18 protein-coding genes are annotated in these 18,465 nt (G+C 24.3%); 17 read left to right on the top strand and 1 reads right to left on the bottom strand.

All coding sequences use genetic code 11. The features are described from left to right. Nucleotides 1-176 precede the first annotated feature (176 nt). The 5 genes from BUA19_RS03030 (at nt 177) to BUA19_RS03010 (ending at nt 4,392) form a co-directional block, all read left to right on the top strand. The gene (locus BUA19_RS03030) at nt 177-1,070 is read left to right on the top strand and encodes a DUF6731 family protein (RefSeq protein WP_072723551.1); all 894 of its coding nucleotides are present in this window, start codon (nt 177-179) and stop codon (nt 1,068-1,070) included. A gap of 14 nt (nt 1,071-1,084) precedes the next feature. Further along, nucleotides 1,085-1,606 (top strand): hypothetical protein, encoded by a 522-nt coding sequence (locus tag BUA19_RS03025; RefSeq protein WP_072723549.1) that lies wholly within the window; start codon nt 1,085-1,087, stop codon nt 1,604-1,606. A 133-nt stretch (nt 1,607-1,739) separates the two neighbouring features. Continuing rightward, nucleotides 1,740-1,943, top strand: a complete 204-nt coding sequence (locus tag BUA19_RS03020; RefSeq protein WP_072723547.1) for a helix-turn-helix transcriptional regulator — start codon at nt 1,740-1,742, stop codon at nt 1,941-1,943. A gap of 354 nt (nt 1,944-2,297) precedes the next feature. Next, a complete protein-coding gene (locus tag BUA19_RS03015; RefSeq protein ID WP_072723545.1) occupies nt 2,298-3,800 on the top strand; it encodes an FtsK/SpoIIIE domain-containing protein in 1,503 nt (500 codons plus the stop codon). A 4-nt stretch (nt 3,801-3,804) separates the two neighbouring features. Continuing rightward, nucleotides 3,805-4,392, top strand: a complete 588-nt coding sequence (locus tag BUA19_RS03010) for a replication-relaxation family protein (protein WP_072723543.1) — start codon at nt 3,805-3,807, stop codon at nt 4,390-4,392. Between the two features lie 4 nt (nt 4,393-4,396). On the opposite strand, the gene BUA19_RS03005 is transcribed toward BUA19_RS03010, so the two are convergent. Continuing rightward, nucleotides 4,397-4,852: a helix-turn-helix transcriptional regulator gene (locus BUA19_RS03005; RefSeq protein ID WP_072723541.1), complete on the bottom strand. Its 456-nt coding sequence runs from the start codon at nt 4,850-4,852 to the stop codon at nt 4,397-4,399. Here BUA19_RS03005 and BUA19_RS03000 point away from each other — a divergent pair. The 12 genes from BUA19_RS03000 (at nt 4,841) to cas2 (ending at nt 18,173) form a co-directional block, all read left to right on the top strand. Continuing rightward, the gene (locus tag BUA19_RS03000; RefSeq protein ID WP_072723539.1) at nt 4,841-5,140 is read left to right on the top strand and encodes a hypothetical protein; all 300 of its coding nucleotides are present in this window, start codon (nt 4,841-4,843) and stop codon (nt 5,138-5,140) included. The genes BUA19_RS03005 and BUA19_RS03000 overlap by 12 nt on opposite strands. A 269-nt stretch (nt 5,141-5,409) precedes the next feature. Continuing rightward, complete coding sequence (locus BUA19_RS02995; RefSeq protein ID WP_072723956.1) at nt 5,410-7,317, top strand: 3'-5' exonuclease; 1,908 nt, start codon at nt 5,410-5,412, stop codon at nt 7,315-7,317. 205 nt (nt 7,318-7,522) lie between these two features. Beyond that, complete coding sequence (sstT, locus tag BUA19_RS02990; RefSeq protein ID WP_072723537.1) at nt 7,523-8,764, top strand: serine/threonine transporter SstT; 1,242 nt, start codon at nt 7,523-7,525, stop codon at nt 8,762-8,764. Nucleotides 8,765-8,976: 212 nt separating this feature from the next. Then, nucleotides 8,977-9,891, top strand: coding sequence for a helix-turn-helix transcriptional regulator (locus BUA19_RS02985; protein ID WP_072723536.1), 915 nt, complete (start codon nt 8,977-8,979; stop codon nt 9,889-9,891). Nucleotides 9,892-9,959: 68 nt separating this feature from the next. Beyond that, on the top strand, nt 9,960-10,694 hold the full coding sequence (cas6, locus tag BUA19_RS02980; protein WP_072723534.1) for a CRISPR-associated endoribonuclease Cas6: 735 nt from the start codon (nt 9,960-9,962) through the stop codon (nt 10,692-10,694). Between the two features lie 3 nt (nt 10,695-10,697). Continuing rightward, the gene (locus tag BUA19_RS02975) at nt 10,698-12,038 is read left to right on the top strand and encodes a hypothetical protein (protein ID WP_072723532.1); all 1,341 of its coding nucleotides are present in this window, start codon (nt 10,698-10,700) and stop codon (nt 12,036-12,038) included. A gap of 1 nt (nt 12,039) precedes the next feature. Further along, on the top strand, nt 12,040-13,071 hold the full coding sequence (gene cas7i, locus BUA19_RS02970) for a type I-B CRISPR-associated protein Cas7/Cst2/DevR (protein ID WP_072723530.1): 1,032 nt from the start codon (nt 12,040-12,042) through the stop codon (nt 13,069-13,071). Then, nucleotides 13,064-13,900 (top strand): CRISPR-associated protein Cas5, encoded by an 837-nt coding sequence (gene cas5 / locus BUA19_RS02965; protein WP_072723528.1) that lies wholly within the window; start codon nt 13,064-13,066, stop codon nt 13,898-13,900. Before cas7i ends, cas5 begins: the two co-directional genes overlap by 8 nt. A gap of 14 nt (nt 13,901-13,914) precedes the next feature. Continuing rightward, complete coding sequence (locus BUA19_RS02960; protein WP_072723526.1) at nt 13,915-16,287, top strand: CRISPR-associated helicase/endonuclease Cas3; 2,373 nt, start codon at nt 13,915-13,917, stop codon at nt 16,285-16,287. Nucleotides 16,288-16,403: 116 nt separating this feature from the next. After that, a complete protein-coding gene (gene cas4, locus BUA19_RS02955; protein ID WP_072723524.1) occupies nt 16,404-16,919 on the top strand; it encodes a CRISPR-associated protein Cas4 in 516 nt (171 codons plus the stop codon). A 2-nt stretch (nt 16,920-16,921) separates the two neighbouring features. Next, nucleotides 16,922-17,908, top strand: coding sequence for a type I-B CRISPR-associated endonuclease Cas1b (cas1b, locus tag BUA19_RS02950; protein WP_072723523.1), 987 nt, complete (start codon nt 16,922-16,924; stop codon nt 17,906-17,908). Nucleotide 17,909: 1 nt separating this feature from the next. Next, entirely contained in the window at nt 17,910-18,173 is a 264-nt protein-coding gene (gene cas2, locus BUA19_RS02945) for a CRISPR-associated endonuclease Cas2 (RefSeq protein ID WP_072723521.1), read from the top strand. Nucleotides 18,174-18,465: the final 292 nt, after the last annotated feature.

Raw genomic sequence — 18,465 nt, 5'->3', positions numbered from 1 at the left:
TAGAATATATGTTCTAAATATGATATAATAAAGCTAACAAACCTATAATTTAGTATCGCACAGATGAGAGGAACTTATGTTTATATTGGCAAGTTCCTTTTTCTCTATTTATTGTCATAAATTAATAGAAGGTGTTATAATATGTATGCAATACTAAATTATAGGAGGAATTATATATGGCTAATAAATATGTACAATTTGATTATTTTCAAATTTTTTGTGCAATAAAAAATGAAAACGGAGATATAATAGAAAATAGGTATGATATAACAGGCATTTTAGAAAAAGCTAGCACTTTAACGGCAAAAGATACAACTCAAAATTACAGAGGTGAGAAAGCTAGGATACAAACTGTAAAATATCATGACAGTGATAAGGTTTGGGAAATTCAATTTTTAAGATTGAGAGAAAATTGCCCTCCAGGAATTGCTGATGAAGATGGAGAATATGAAATAATAGCATTAGATGATGATAAATATGTAGGTGAATTTGCATCTGCTTTATATGATAAAGAAGAATGTATATTAGTTTTTCATAGAAACAGGAATAGTCTAACTCCTTCTGGAATAGAAGAATATTTAAATAAAGTAATTGATAATAAAAATATACTAATAAAATTAAAACCAATTATAAGCAGAAGAGATGTTAAAGAAATGTTAAAAGGTAAGATTTATAGAACTATTAGCTTTGGTTTATCTACAGACGATCTAAATGAAATTAATGAAGAATCACATTTAGGTGGATTACTTAAAAGTTTTTTAAAGTATAAAGGTGCAAATTTAAAAGTGGAAATTTATCTTGGGAATGTAAAACGTGATAGAACATTAGCACCAGGGTTAATAGATGAAGCAATTGATGAGCTACATGATTTAAAGGCAACTTCCAAATTAGAAGTGAAATTTAAAAATAATCCAGATACAATAACAGAAAAAGTTGATTTATTAAACGATAGAGTAAAAGACACAGAAAAATTTGAGGTAGATAAACAAAATCCTTTAACACATGAAAAGGTATATCCTATTTTAAAGAGGTGTTATTTGAAGAGAAAGAATAATAATGATATTTTTTAAAAAGAGGGATAGAAATGAAAATTAAAAAATATATTGAAATTTTCATTACATACATAATATCGATTATAATTACTTACATTTTTTACAAATGTAATGTTAAGAGTATTTATATATTCAAAATAGATACTTTATTTAGCATGATTGTAACGGTTGTGGTAACTCTTGTAGGTTTTTTAATAACATCAATTACTATATTGATTGGTATTATAGAAAAGAAGATTATTAAAAAAATTAATGAAGAAAAAATGTGGAATATGTTAATATATTACTTTATAGAACCTATAGTAAGTGGACTACTTATTCTTTTACATAGTTTTTATATAATTTTTAAAACAGGTTCAGATAATATAATTTTTAATTATAGAATATTAATTTTTATATTTTTAAGTGTATTGTTTATTGTTGGAATAGTTAGAATTGGATATATGTTAGTATTTATTCTAAAAATATTACCTCTTGAAAATAGTGATATAGTTTATGATGAAAAATCAGTGACTATATCTCAACCTGAAGATGCTTTTCGTAATCAAAAATAAAGTAAAAAATATTATTTATATAGCTAGGTCTTTCTAGCTTTTTTTATTTTTTTGTCGTAATTTTTGTAAAGGATTTACACTATAAAAGACTAATACATATTATATGATTAAAAATGAAATAAAGGAGGGAGCCATGGCTGTAAAAAATAGGCTTAAAGAAATTCGGATGAAAGAATTTATGATGAATCAAAGAGAATTTTCATCTAAAATATTAGAAATGGATTATCGAAAATATAATAATTATGAAAATGGTACTGTTCCAAGCGCTGAATCTATGTTGTATATAGCAAAAAAATTAAATAGACTTGTAGAAGATATATTTTACCTAGAAGATTAAATCTAGGTATTTTTTTATTGTTTATAAATCCAAAGTTTTGGATAAATTAATTTATTTTAAGAAAAAAATCAAATGGACATACAATATTTTCCTCTTTGTTGAATATGTTGTTATTATAAAAGGTATTCAATCTATCTATACAAACAATATATAGAATAAGTTTCAATAACTTAAAAAATTATAAGTTGTTGAAATGCTAATATTTATTAAAAATTTTATTGAATAAGTTTTAAAATTCCTAAATACAGTCAGGCAAGCATTGTGCTGCTTTACGTTTTTTTCCTTTAAAAAATTTTTTAAATTGTAAAAAATAAAAATTAGAAAAAATTATAAAATATGAAAGGGGATAATCATATGGGTGGATTGATTCAAGGAGGAGATAGAGATTGGAAGAAGATGAACGATACAGGTGAAAAAGATTTAGAATTATTTTTAGATAAATTTTCAAATGATGGTAAAAAATCAGATGAGAAAAACTTAATAGAAATAGGATTGTGTGCCACTGCTTTTGGAATATTTGGATTAGGTTTTATGGCTAACCCTTTAATTCCAATAAGTTTAAGTGGAGTAGGTATAGTTACAACTGTATATGGTGTTTTTGATAAACTAAATTTATTTAAAGACAAAGATAAAGAGTTATGGAATCAATTCTTTATAAACTCTAATATTAATGTTAAAGAAAAAGATTTAATAATAACTCCACAATTAGTAGATAGAAAAAAAGCAGATTATGGAGAATTATTAATATTTAATATACCAGCAGGCAGTGCTATAACGTCTAAAAAATTTAAAGAAAAAGAAACGGAAATTAAAGAGTTTTTAAATGTAAATAACATAGAAATAGCCTATCATAACAATTGTGTCTTCATAAAGGTATTCAATAGAGATATGCAAACAAACATACAATTTGAATTGATAAATGTTAAAAGTCCTCAAAAGTATTGTATAGGTAAGAATATATCAAATGAACTAAGATATATAGATTTTGAAAAAGATCCTCATTGTCTAGTTGCTGGAAGTACAAACTCAGGTAAATCAACAATACTTAGAAATATTATTACTACAGCAATAGTATCTAAACCAAATGTCCGATTACACCTCGTTGATTTGAAATATGGTGCAGAATTTGGGTTATTTGCTAATCGCATGGATAAAATAGAAAATTTATGTTATGAAATAGATGATGTTTATGAAACAGTGAACAACTTAAAAAATATTGTTAAAAAGAGAATGATTTTATTTAAAAGAGTAGGAGTTTTAAATATTCAAGAGTATAATAAAAAATTTAAAAAAGAACAATTGGATTATCACTTGATGATTTTCGATGAAATTTCATTAGCAAGATCAGAGAAGAAATTAATTAAAAGCCTAGAGGATTTAATGGCTATTTCTCGTAGTGCTGGAATCAACTGCATTTTATCAACTCAACATCCAAGCAGAGAATTATTATCTAAATCACTTACATGTCATACAGATTGTATTATAGGTTTAAAAACAAGCAATGAAGTTAATTCAAGGGTAATAATGGGGGAAAATCATAGTGAATTAGCTACTCTTGAATGTAAAGGTAGAGCAATATTGAAGAGTAGTGCAGGATTTGAAAAAATTCAAGCATTCAATTTATCATCAGAGGAAACTAAGAAATTGATATATTCTAAAAAGAAGAAAGTTAATACAAATGTTCAATGTGTTGTAGAAAATATAAAATCTATAAGAGTTACAGAAGATAATCTTCAAGATATATTAAATAGATTTAAAAAGGATAAAGAGCTTAAACAAGATAAAAAAGTAAAATCTGTTTTAAGAGAGAGTAATGGTGAAGTAAATGATTTTGATTTTTTAGACAGCGAGGAGTGATATTGTGAGTGCTAAAATTCAAGATAGAGATTTAAAGGTAATAAATTTCATTGAAAAAGTAGGGGTTGCTACTACTAATCAAATATATCAGATGTTTTTTTCTAATAGAACAGATAGAGTTTGTTATAGACGTTTGAATAGACTTGTTCAAGAAAAAAAACTAAAAAGATTTAGAGAAAATCAAATTAGTGAGTATAAGTATTATATTAAGAAGAAACCAGTAAATATCAGACATGGAGTTTTGAGGACAGAATTTTATGTTCAACTATCTAAGCTATTTAATATTAAACATTTTAAAAAGGAATTTGAAATAAATAATATAAGAAGCGATGCATTGTTTGGTATAGAAAATAAAAAAACACAAAAAAAATTTCTACTTTTTTTAGAAGTAGAAATATCAAATAACAATTTAAAAAAGAAACTTAAAAAATATGAAGGTTTAAAAATAAGTAAAAAATATAAAGGAAAGTTACCTGTTTTCCCTATTCTTATTATATTAAGCAACAAACAAAAGATTGATACAAAATTAAATTATATACAAATAAAGACTGATTTTAGCAATATGAAAGATTTATATTTTCAATTTAGATAATTATTTATAGTTTTTTAAAAAAGTGAATAAGTTTATAATAATAATTTTTACTAACACTATAAGTTTCATTTTCCCAACTCGCATAGGTGCTTTTTCCAACTCCAAGAATTTCAGATGCTTTTATCATACTTATATTTTTTTTATTTCTCCACATTCTAAGCTTTTCAGGATAGTTACTAAGTAAAAATTTAGAATATCCATCAGAGCATATATAATTTAAATTAAGTACTTGTCCTAATTTTTCTAGTGCACTTTTGCTTGGATGAATAGTATTTGTTTCATAGCCATGGATAGCTCCTTCGCTTAATCCAGTTAGTCTTGATAAATCAAGTTGAGATAATCCTTTAGAAAGTCTTGATTTTCTTATTCTAGAACCAATAGTTTTTTCATCAATATGTGAATATAATTCTTTATAATAGTTAATAATAAATAATTTAGGTATTGCATTTTGGTCGGGCAAGCTGAAGCAATAATTACCGGTTATTTAGCGGGGAATAATAGTGTTAGAAATATAATTGGAATCCCACTTTTACAACTTCCAGTTAGTTTGGCAATAGGAGATATGATCTCTTACTCAAATGAAATGATGAATAAAGAAAATGGAAATAAATTGAGATTTACATTTGCTGGATCGATTTATTTTGAAAGAATGAAAGAAAAAGGTTTATATACTATAGATAAAAAAAATTTATATGAAAGAGTTAAAAGAGTAGGACTTTTAAACATATATGATGAAAAATTAATATAAAAAATTTTGTTATTTACGAGAATAACTCCTTTTTATCATAATGTAAGGGGTTATTCTCATTTTATTTTTTATTTCTTTTTTCAATGAAGTGACAATATTCATAGAAATACAAGGGAGTATATATATTACATGGGGAGTAGATAAATTAAATAAAGATTTTTTATATTTTTAGAGGAATTAATAAAAAAATGTAGAAATTTAGATAAAATGATATATGTTGTAAAATAAAGGAAGATTAAAAGTTGTTTGAGGTGATTAAATTGGCAGTTATGATTCCAGAAAGTATTAGTTATTTAAAAAATGCTACTGGGGGAGAAAAAAGAGTATTTAAAATTTTAAAAGAAACACTTCCTTCAAGTTATATAGTATGGTTTGATTTAAGAGTTAATAATAGATATCCAGACTTTATAATATTAGGACCTGATTTAGGTATTGTTATTCTTGAGGTAAAGGATTGGCAAATAGGATCTATAGAATCTGCAGATGCGAATTATTTTGAATTAAAAACTATGGGGAAGAAGATTAATCCATTAAAACAAGCTAGGAAATATATGTTCAATATAGTGGATGAATTAAAAAAAGATAAAAAGTTAAAAAATAATAATGATTATTTAAAATTTTCATATGGTCATGGTGTGGTTTTTACTAGAATAGCTAAAAAATCATTTTTAAATAGTCCTTTTGTAGATACAATAAATAAAGATTGTGTTTTATTTCAAGATGAATTAAAAATGATAGAAGATAATTTTGATGAAATATATTTAAAACAAAAATTAAAATCTATGATTCCTGTTAAGTATGATTTCGAACCATTGAATAGGAATATGATAGATAGAATAAGAGGGAATTTATTTAAAGAAGTTAAATTATCTCAAGATAATGAATCTATTTTTAAAGTAATGAATATAAATCAAGAACAATATGCTAAAGGATTAGGATATGGACATAGAGTAATAAGAGGGGTTGCAGGAAGTGGTAAAACTGTAGTTTTAATTTGTAGAGCTAAATACTTAGCTCAGCTTCATAAAGATTGGAAAATATTAGTTTTGTGCTTCAATAAAACGTTATCTACATTTTTAAGAACTTCAATAATAGATGATGGAATTGATAATGTTGAAGTTATTCATTTTCATGGTTTAATTAATAATATATCAAAACAGTTTAATTTAAAAACTCCAATATTTCAAGATAAAGATGTAACAGAAAATATATCTAAAATTACTGATGACATGATATCTGCAGATATGAGATATGATGCTATTTTAATAGATGAAGGGCAGGATTTAGATAAAGAATGGTTAAAATTTATTGTGAAAATGTTAAGAAATCCAGAACATAGTCATCTGCTTTTAGCTTCAGATGGAGCACAAAATTTATATAATAGAAAATATACATTAAAATCAGTTGGTATAAAAGCAACTGGTAGAACAGTTATTATGAGAGAAAACTATAGAAATACTAAGCAAATACTTGATTTTGCACATAATTTTTTAGTAGATAGTAGTATTTCAAGTTCAGATTTAACTTTTGATGAAGAAGATAATGATTTTTTAATTAATCCAGAAACATCTTTAAGAGTAGGAGAAATGCCAAGACTTATAAATTGTTTAGATTTTAAAGATGAAGTTGAAAAAATAGCTAAGAGAATTAAAGAACTTAAACAAAATGGAATACCTTATAGTGATATGTGTATATTACATCCATATAATTCATATAAAAATACTAATTATTTAAAAATTATGGAAGAAGTATTAAAAGAAAAAGGAATACCATGTTATTCAATAAGTAAATCTACAAGAACAAAATCTAATTTTAAATTAGACTATGATAGTGTGAAATTATCAACTATATATAGTGCAAAAGGATTAGATTTTAAAGTTGTATTTATATGTGGATTAAATGACGGGCTCGTAGAGAGAGGATATAATGAAGCTAAAAAATTACTTTATGTAGGAATGACAAGGGCAAGAGATATTTTAAATGTTACATATAGTGTACATAATGATATAATTGAATCTTTAAAAAAAACATATTCACAAATTAGTATAAATAACAATACTATAAAAACTAAAAAAGTTGAAAATAGAGTGTATCAAGGAAAAGATATATTTGATGATGAAGATAAAAAAGAAAGTAGAGGAATTTTTTCTAAAATTAAATCATTATTTAATATTTAAAGTATATAAAGAGTTAAATATCATTTTAAAAGATGGAATTTAGGACGTTAAAAGAAAGAAACTTATATGTAATACTAATGAATAATCAAAATACCTTGTAATTAGACAAAATATATGATAAACTTTCAGTGTTATCTGAATTTTAAAATTATTTAGTTTGATTTCAGTAACGATAATTAAGATGAAAAGGGGAGGACGGTGGAAAATGACGGAATTATTAAAGCAATGGAATCAATTGAGTTTGGTTAAGCGAATTATTATAGGTCTGATTACTGGTATTATTTTAGCTATTACAGTTCCTAATGTAGCAAAACCAATTTCTATTTTTGGTTCGTTATTTGTAGGTGCGTTAAAAGCAGTTGCACCTATACTGGTATTATTTTTAGTAATGTCTGCTATTTCTCAACATAAGAAAGGTCAAAAAACTAATATGAAATCAATTATTGTTCTCTATCTTTTAGGAACATTTTTAGCAGGACTTGTTGCTGTTGTAGCAAGTTTTATGTTTCCGGTAACATTAAAACTTGGAGCTGGAGCAGGGATTGAGAACTTAACACCTCCTAGAGGTGTTGTTGAAGTGTTGAAATCTTTACTTATGAATATAGTGGACAATCCTGTAAAAGCACTTGCAAATGCTAATTATATTGGCATTTTAGTTTGGGCATTACTTCTTGGGCTTGCATTAAAAAATGCATCTGAATCTACGAAAACAATGATTAGTAATATTTCAGATGCATTATCTCAAGTAGTAAAATGGGTGATTAACTTTGCACCATTTGGTATTATGGGATTGGTATTTGATACAATTGCTACAAATGGTATTAAAGTTTTACAGGACTATGTACAATTACTTTTTTTATTAGTCGGATGTATGGTTTTTATGGCACTTGTTGTAAATCCAATTATTACATTTATTAGTATTCGTCAAAATCCATATCCACTTGTATTAAAGTGTTTAAAGGATAGTGGGATTACAGCATTTTTTACACGTAGCTCAGCTGCGAATATTCCAGTAAATATGAACTTATGTGGAAAATTAGGTTTAGATAAAGATACTTATTCAGTATCAATTCCACTTGGTGCTACTATAAATATGTCTGGTGCAGCAATTACAATATCTGTATTGACACTTGCAGCAGTTAATACATTAGGTATTAAAGTTGATATTGGAACAGCATTGATATTGAGTTTACTTTCAGCTATAAGTGCTTGTGGAGCTTCTGGAGTAGCTGGGGGATCATTGTTATTGGTTCCTCTTGCATGTAGTTTGTTTAGGATACCAAATGATGTAGCGATGCAAGTTGTTGGTGTAGGTTTTATTGTTGGAGTTATTCAAGATTCTTGTGAAACTGCACTTAACTCGTCAACTGATGTACTTTTTACTGCTATTTCTGAATTTGCACAGTGGAGAAAAGAAGGAAAGAAAATAGTTATTCCTAAAAAATAGTGTATATAATCATTAAAGTCTTCTATTTGCAGTTGTAAAATTGCGATAGAAGACTTATTTTTTTGAAAAGTTAAAGTTAATTTAATCAAAAAATGAAATAAATTATAATTTTATGTAGGATTTACATATATAGAGCGAGAATATATATTTTGAAAAAATTTTCAATAAATTAGGAGGTGTTTTGTGTTGGGAAAATAAGTAATGTTATTAAAATGATTGTTCTTCTTCAAAGTAGACGTAAGATGAAAATACAAGAAATTGCAAATGAACTCGGAGTATCACAAAAACAAGTAAGAAATTATAGAAATAATTTATATGAAGCTGGTATTTATATAGAATCAGAACAAGGTCCTTATGGAGGATATAAATTATTGAATAATAATAATTTACTTGGGTTGAATTTATCAGTTGACGAAATTAGTGTAATAGATATTGTTTTAGAACAATTAAAATATAATGATTATATGTATACAAAAGAATTTCAATATATAGTTGATAAAATAAAAGCTGTTACTAATATAAAAAACGATTCAAGTAAAAATATGAATTATTTTATTAAAGAGGCTAAGGCAAGTTTAGAAGAAGATAAACAAAAAATTAAAGATATAAATATTGCAGTTATTACTAGAAAAAAAGTATATATGAAATATTATTCTTTAAATTCTGGTTTGAATGAAAGAATAATACATCCATATGGACTTTATCAATATAAGGGAGATATGTATTTAGCTGCTTATTGTGAAAAAAGAAAAAATATTATTGATTTTAAAATATGTAGGATAAAAGAATATCATGTTCTGGATACAAAATTTAAAATTCAAAACAATTTTAGCTGGAAAGAATACATGAAAAACTGTATTGGAATTTATAAAGATAGGGAAGAAATAGAATTAGAACTTAAAATAAAATATCCTCTTTCATACATAGTATCAGAAAAAATATGGGTAGATAATCAAGAAATAATTGAAAATGAAGACAAATCAATAATATTTAAAGCAAAAATGAGAGGAATAACGGAAATAAAAAGTTGGATATTGAGTATGGGAAGTAGTGTAGAAGTAATAAAACCAAAGAGTTTAAGAGATGAAATAAAAGAAGAAGTAAAAGAAATCCAAGAGATTTATTAAAAATTTTATAAACTGTACCAAAAAGTTCCACAATGTTGTTTATAATAGATGATGAGGAGGTGAGATAAATGAGATTGAGTTGTGAATTTAAATGCGATAGGTTTCCTATTACATATCATATGATGATTGTAAGTTTAATAAAAGATGCTCTTAAAAAGAGTGATGAAAATTATTTTAAAAAGATTTATTTGTATGATGAACAAAAAATTAACAAAAAACCTAAAAACTTTTGTTTTTCAGTATTTATGAAAAACTTCGAAAGACAAGAAGACATATTTATTATAAATGACAAAATTATTGTAAATATAAGTACTCCAGATTATGAATTTTTCATAAATATTTACAATGGACTTTTGAAAATAAAAGAATTTAAGTATAAAGATTTTACTATTAACAAAGTGAGAATGAATATTTTAAAAGAAAAAAATATAAATGAAAGTAGTGTAGTATTTAATACATTATCTCCTATTTGTGTAAAGGATAAAAATAATAATCCTGTAGATATAGAAGGTGAAAAATTTGAAGATGAATTAAATTATATTGTGGACAAGACTTTACAAAGCTATAGAGGCCATGGGGTTAAAGAAAGGATTAAATTTATTCCGTATAAAATGAAAAAAGTAGTTGTAAAACAGGACATTAGAAATTTTAAAGAAAATACAAATAAAAAATACTATTATGTTAATGCTTATTCAGGAATTTTTGAACTAAAAGGGGATATACAAGATTTAAAGGATATATATTTACTAGGGGTTGGTTTTAAAAGATCACAAGGTTTTGGAATGATAGATATTTTAAGATAGGAGGTGAGTAAAATAAGTAAATTAGTATTTTATAGAAGTGGAGAAGTAGTAAGGGATATTGGACTTATATATTTAGATAATATAATAACTGAAATGAGCAATGAAGGTTATAAGATAAGAAGTATTTTACATAGTAATTATTTAGAAATACACGAATTTAACAAAAATGAGTTTTTTAAATATATAATAAATCAAAAAGTATCAAAATATTTCCCGTATGTAAGAAATAGTTCAAAGTATGGACATAATTCACAAAGCGAAGAAAATTTTCATAGTAATTTTTTAAAATTATTAGATATAGTAGAAAAGCTAAATTTAAAAGATGAAAAAGAGCAAATGGAAATATTAAGAGATTATGAAAATTTAGAAGCAACTTGTACAATATGTCATACATATTTAATTACAAAATATGATATAACTCATAAAAATGAACTAAAGATAAGAAAGAATTCAAAATATAATTACTCATTTATGGGATGGGAAAATAATACATTTAATAATTATGGATTAGATAATCCGTCAGTTTGTTTTGTATGTGAATTTTTAAATTTAATGTATTTGCTATATATGAGTTTAGCAAAACCATCAGTATTAGTAGTTATTGAAGATTTAAAAGTAATGAAATTTTTAAATTATAAATTATTACTTTCAATAGAGAATTTAAATGAAAAAGGATTTTATAGAAAATTAGCTCAATATAAGAATAGAAAAGTTAGGCTATATAAATTAATAACTCATGCAAAAAAAGGAGTAATTCTTAAGTTGAATAGTATTTTAGAGTTTGAGAATATAATTAGAAATATTAAATTAAGTGATTTAATAGACAGATTTAATTTTGGTAAGGATAGTGCAGAAAAGAAAAAATTATGTAAAGGGTTTATTATTTCTAATAATATAGAATCTTTAAAATGCTTTTTAATAAAGGATTTATTATTTATTGATAATAAAGATGAAAAAAGAATTCTAGATGAATGGAAAAGTAAGAGTAATATAAAAATTTATTTAGAAATTTTAACTATAATAAGTAAGGAGGGAGAAAACATAAAAATGAATAAATTTAATAATCCAATGAAAGAAAATGAATTTGAGAAATTAGGATTTACCTTAGGAAGAAAAATTTCTCAAGAGAATAAAAAGACAATTATGTTTAAATTAAATCAAATGCTTAAAGCTGATAATAGAACTGGAATTTTTCAAACTTTAGTACATTTGATAACGGTAAATGAATTAAGTATACCTAAAAATTTTTCAAAAGTAATAATAAATGGAAGTGAATATGAGTTACATTATAATATTGGCAAACTTATGGAAAGTTTTTTAATTGAGAATAAGGAGGATGAATAAAATGAATAAAACTGTAATTTCATGCATTACTTTAACAATACTTACAAATAGTCCGGTAGCTTTATCTAATGATCAAGGATTTGGAAATTATACACCTATAAAAAAATGTTTTATGGGTGATGGACAATATGCTGTAACAAGTGTAGGTACAATAACATATGAAATGAGAAGAGCATTACATAAAAAGGGATGGAATTTAAGTGGTATTGTATTGAATGCTGATAAAAAAAATAAAGTTAAAAATATGTATCCAAAGGAAGAATATATTGAAATGGTTGATGAAAATGGATTAGAAAATGATATTTTTGGTTTTTTAATTCCTGATAAACAGTTAAATAAAACATCACCTTTAAGAATAATTCCATTTAAATCTGTTCATACATTTAAGAACGATACTCAATTAATTACTAATAAAGGTTTTTTAGATAAAGATTTAGAAAGAAAATATTTTGGTAAGGATGGCAAAAAATATGAAAAAGAGCTACCTCAAACACAAGCTTTAGCAAATGAAGAAATATTTGGAGATTATTATGTGTATACAATTACAATTGAGTTAGATAGGTTAGGGGTTCTAGAAGTTAAGGATGGAAAATATCTAGCTCCAAATGAAAGAATATATATGGATAAAAATATAAGAAAAAAGGCTTTAAAGGATATATTGGATGTTATATGTAATTTTACAAGAACAATTAAGCATCAGACAGTATTATTAAAACCATTAGCTGTATTTGGGGGAGCATTTGAATCTGTAATACCATATTTTTGGAATGATGTTGACATGGATAGAGATAATAATTTAATACTTGATAATGTAGTTGAAACTATAAATAGTTACGATTTAAAAAAGGAAAATACAATAGCAGTATACAGTAATAGAGTTAAAACTAAATTTGTTGAAATTGTATCTAAAGAAGATAAAGAGTTGATTTCCAAGGGGTATCCTGTAAAAGAAATTAATAACCTTTTAAAGAAAATTGACATAGATGAAAATAATAAATGGTATTTAACTGAAAAGGAAGATAAGAATGAGTAAACAAAAGGTTTTATTAATAGATATTCATCAACCATTTGCTCATTATAGAGATCCTAAAATAATACAGGATGATTATATACCAACCTTGAATTTACCACCTGCAACAACCATTGCAGGTATGATATCGTATTTAATTGATAGACAATTAAATACAGAGTTTAAAATAGGTGTAGTAGGTAGTTATAAAAATAAAGTAATTGAATTTATAAGAGGTGAAAATAGAGACTTTATAGGTGATTATGAGAAATTATTAAATAAAGAAAAAAAACGTATTAAGAAAAATAAATTAGAACAATCATTAGAGTATGGAGAATTTTATAATTATCATAAAAAAAGATATGGTAACAGAATAATGAATTTTGAAATTTTACAAAATGTGGATTTGAAAATATTTTTGAGTACTGAAAATAATGATTTAGTAAAATCAGCTTTAGAAAAGCCAAATAAATATTTAAGTTTAGGACGAAAAGAAGATTTTATAATACCAAAGAATAAAGGAGAAAGTTTTGTAAAAGAAGTTGAAATTGAGACTAAATTTATAAAAAGCAAAAAAGATGCAATTAAGAATGAATACTTATTTAAAAACACATATATTCCTGTAGATATTAAATCAGATAAATCAAGAAATATTATAGATAATGGAGTATTATATGCACTACCTAAAACATATAAAGACTTAAATGCTCAAAAAAAAGATAGAGTTATGAAATATGAACATTATATTTATCTTGATAATACTGGGGCATACATATACGACATAGAAGCCAATATTTATCAAAATCAAAATAAAGATGGACATATAGAAAATATTGTATTTACATGGCTTTAGGAGGGTGCATATTTATGAAAAAGCAAATATTAGCAAAATCAAAAAACAAAAACCAAAAAATAGAAATGGAAACATTGATTGAGCATATAGAAGATTTATTATATGTACTTGATAAAATTCTATGCAAGATTAAGTTCAAATATATAGATGAAAGAGTATCTAACACCGTACAAATTAATTTTGAGAAATTATTAAGATATATTTGTATTTTACATGATTTAGGAAAAATGAACTCAAAATTTCAACAAAAAATTGAATTAGCTAACAAAATAGATGAGCTTTCAAAAGAAGAAAATAAAGAGGAAATTTTAAATTTAAGATCTCGAGTTAAAAATATAAAAGATGAAAGACATAATATATTATCTGGAGGTTTTTTAAAGACGATTTTTAATGATCTAGACATTGATGAGTCATTAAAAACAGTATTATATAAAGCAATATTATTACATCATGGAAATTATGAAAAATACCTAGAAATATGTGAAAGTAAAATAGAAAAGGCTCTTTTAAGAGATGTTGAAGAAGGAATTTTTTTAAATGATGAATTTGATATTCAAGAAATCGAAGCATATATAAATAAATCTCTTAATATAAATATTGAATTTAATGAACAATTTTTAGATTATAATTTTATGGATGAACTTAGCGAAGATTTTGGTGGAAATAGAGATTTACAATATTTATATATAGTTTTTAAAGGATTTTTAAATTTAATTGATCATTTAGCATCTACACAAATAAAAGAATTTGAATATTTCTTACCTTATACAAAAGAAGAAATTGATAAAAAGTTAATAAACAACATTAAAGAAAAAACTAATAAGAATAATATAGAGTTTAGACCTATGCAAAATAAATTAAGAGAACTTATGGATGAAAATGTAATTACAGAGGCATTCACAGGAAGTGGTAAAACAGCTGCTGATTATAGATGGTATGGGAAAAGAAAAATATTTTTAGTTCCTAATAAAATTTCAGCAGAAAGTTTTTATAATGATGCTGAAAAAATACTTGGTGAAGAAAATATAGGAATATTACATGGAGATATATCTTTATATGTTGAAGATGATAATAGTAATGTAAATAGTGAAGGGGTAAAAACTACTTTAAGAGATAAAACTTTATCTAGAAATTTTGCAAAATCATATATTATAGCAACTGTTGATCAATTACTACTTTCAATGTTTAAATATCCAGGTTATGAAAAGATATTTGCAAGCATATATGAGAGCTATATAACTATTGATGAAGTACATTTATTACATCCAAGAATGTATTTAACATTAATATATTTTATACAGTTTGCAAGCAAATATTTGAATACTAAATTTCATTTAATGACAGCTACATTACCACAGGCATATAAAGAAAAACTAATGGAATGCAATGTAGACTTTATTGAATCTAATAAAGATGAACAAGTTGAAGAAAATAGAAAAATTGAACTTAAAGTGTTAAAGAATGATGAAAAAGTTATCATGAAAGAAATAGAAAAAGCTCTTAAAAATAAATGTAAAATTTTAATAATAAGAAATACAGTTGATAAGGCAATAGATATATTTAATAAAGCAAAAGAAAAATTTCCGCAAAATGAAATAAATTTATTACATAGTAGATTTACTTTTGAAGATAAAAAGCAAAAGTATATAGATATATTAGAGCAAAAAGGTGATATATGGGTTTCTACTCAGGCTGTTGAAATATCACTAGATTTAGATTTTCAAGTTATTATTAGTGATAATGCACCAATGGAATCTATTATACAAAGAATGGGAAGATGTAATAGACATGATACCTTAGAATTCGGTACATTTTATATTTTAAATGAAACTGAAGAAGATGTGTATCCTAAAGTAGTAAAAAAATCAACGTTAAAGCAACTAAAGGAATTAAAAAATAAAGTTATATCTATGAAAGATAGAAAAGAAGAACTAGAAAAGTATTATTGTTTAGCAGAAATACAAAAGTATTTTGAAGATGAATTTCAAGAAGCAGAAAGAAGCATAAAAAACATTTATGGTTTAATGTATGGAGAACTAAATGGGGAAGAAATAATATTTAATTATGAACCATATTTAAATATTGTTGATAATAAGAAAGAAGCAAGTAAATTATTTAGAAATATAAATATAAATGCAAAAGTTATATTAGAAAGTGATTATAGAAAACTTGAGAAAAAAAGAGCTTCTTTTAAAGAATATCAATTTAAATCTATACAAATTTCAGAGGGTTATTATCATAAATTAAATGGTCTTGGTGCATTGTATATTGAAGAAGGATATTTAATTTTAAGAGATATGTATTGTACTTATGATAAAGAAAGAGGTTTAGAAATTAAAAACAAGTCAGAACTAAAGAAATTAAGTATAGAAAATTATTTTCTTTAATTTATATTATAAGGAAGGGAGTGTTGATAATTTTACCTAATTCAATGCTCCTTATTTTATAAATTTAAAACTTTAATGAAGAAATACAATTTATGTAATTAAAGAGAGGTATTGACATGGAATTAGATTTTGAAAAATTAAAGGTACAGGGAGTTAAAATAAACTACTATTATATATGTAAACGTAAACTTTGGTTATTTGACAAAGGTATTACTATGGAACAAAATAGTGATAGAGTATTAAGTGGTAAACTAATACATGAAAAATCTTATCCAAGATTAAAAAATAAAGAAGTTATGATAGATGATATTTTAAAATTAGATATTATGCAAGGAGAATATATAAAAGAAACTAAAATAAGCAGTAAAATGCCTAAAGCGGATAAAATGCAGCTTATATATTATCTTTATTACCTAAAAAAACTAGGGATAATTAAAAAAGGAATAATTAATTATGTAAAAGAAAAAAGACAAGAAGAACTAGAATTGACTAAAGAAGAAGAAATAAATATAGAAAAAACATTGATTGAAATAAACAAAATTACAAAAATGAAACATCCACCTAAGTTAGAAAAACTACTTATCTGTACTAAATGTGCATATTATGAGTTTTGCTTTGCAAAGGAGGAATAATTTTGCGTAGAGATTATTATATTTTTAGCCATGGCAGACTTAAACGTAAAGATAATACTATATATTTTATAGATGATATTGATAATAAAAGAGCACTTCCTATAGAGCAAATTGATAATATTCATTTATTTGGTGAAATAGATATAAATACAAAATTACTTAATTATTTAGCTCAATATGGTGTTATGCTTAGTTTTTACAATTATTATGGATATTACTCTGGTACATACTATCCAAGAAAAAAGAATGTATCAGGATTTACTACAGTTCATCAATCATATTTTTATATTGACTATGATCGAAGACTTGAAATTGCTAAAGCATTTGTATATAGTGCTATTCATCATATATTAAGAAATATGAGAAGATATAAAGAAAAAATAAAAGATGATTTAATACAAGAAATAGAATGTGAAAAAGAAAATATAGATAAAGTAAAAGAAATAGATGAATTAATGGGTATAGAGGGAAGAATAAGGAAAAAATATTATTCTTCATTTAATGATATATTAAAAAATGGATTTACATTTGAAAAAAGAGAGAAAAGACCTCCATCGGATCCAGTAAATGCACTTATTTCTTTTGGAAATAGTATAATGTATACTTCGGTTTTAAGTGAAATATATAAAACACAACTAGATCCAACTATAAGTTTTCTTCATGAACCATCAACAAAGCGATTTTCGCTTAGTTTAGATATTGCAGAGATATTTAAACCACTTATCATTGATCCTATAATTTTTTCTTTAATTAATAATAGAGTTATAACTAAAGATGATTTTAAAATTGAAGGAGAAATATGTTTTTTGAGTGAAAGTGGAAGAAAAAAATTTATTTCAGAATTTGAACAAAAGATGTCAACAACTATAAAACATAGAAAGCTTAAAAGAAAAGTATCATATAGGACTTTTATAAGATTAGAGTGTTATAAGCTTATTAAACAATTTATAGGAGATGAAAAATATAAACCTTTAAAGGCTTGGTGGTAATATGTATATAATTTTAACTTATGATGTAGAAGTAAAAAGAGTTAGTAAAGTTAGAAAATGTTTAAAAAAATATTTAACTTGGACCCAAAATTCTGTATTTGAAGGTGAAATAACAGAAGGTAAATTGCATAAATGTTTAAGTGAGATAGAAAAAATGGTGAGTAAAAAAGAAGATTCAATATATATTTATAAAATAAACACTCCTAAGTTTATAAAAAAAGAGATTATTGGTAAAACGAAAAATTTCGATGAAATGTTTTTATAATTTTATTTTGCAGTAAACCTATTTTTTGATGAAGTGGGTTTTATATATTAGAATATAAGAGGTTGAAAGATGATGATAAAATGTATTATTTACACTATTGGAGGTTTACTGCAAATTTAGAAAAAATAGAGGATTTTTAATGTGGTTTGAAGAATGTAATATTAATGGATTAAAAGATTTTATATTTTAGGGGTTTTATATTAACTATGAGAGATGTAAATTAGCCAACTTCTGTGACATGTGACAATTCTTTTGTAAGTTTTATATTAACTATGAGAGATGTAAATCAATA

Origin of the sequence: Tepidibacter thalassicus DSM 15285, assembly GCF_900129915.1 — a bacterium.
Lineage (GTDB): Bacteria > Bacillota > Clostridia > Peptostreptococcales > Peptostreptococcaceae > Tepidibacter > Tepidibacter thalassicus.
The sequence above is the reverse complement of the archived record's forward strand: the minus strand, read 5'-3'. Positions and strand labels throughout refer to the sequence as shown.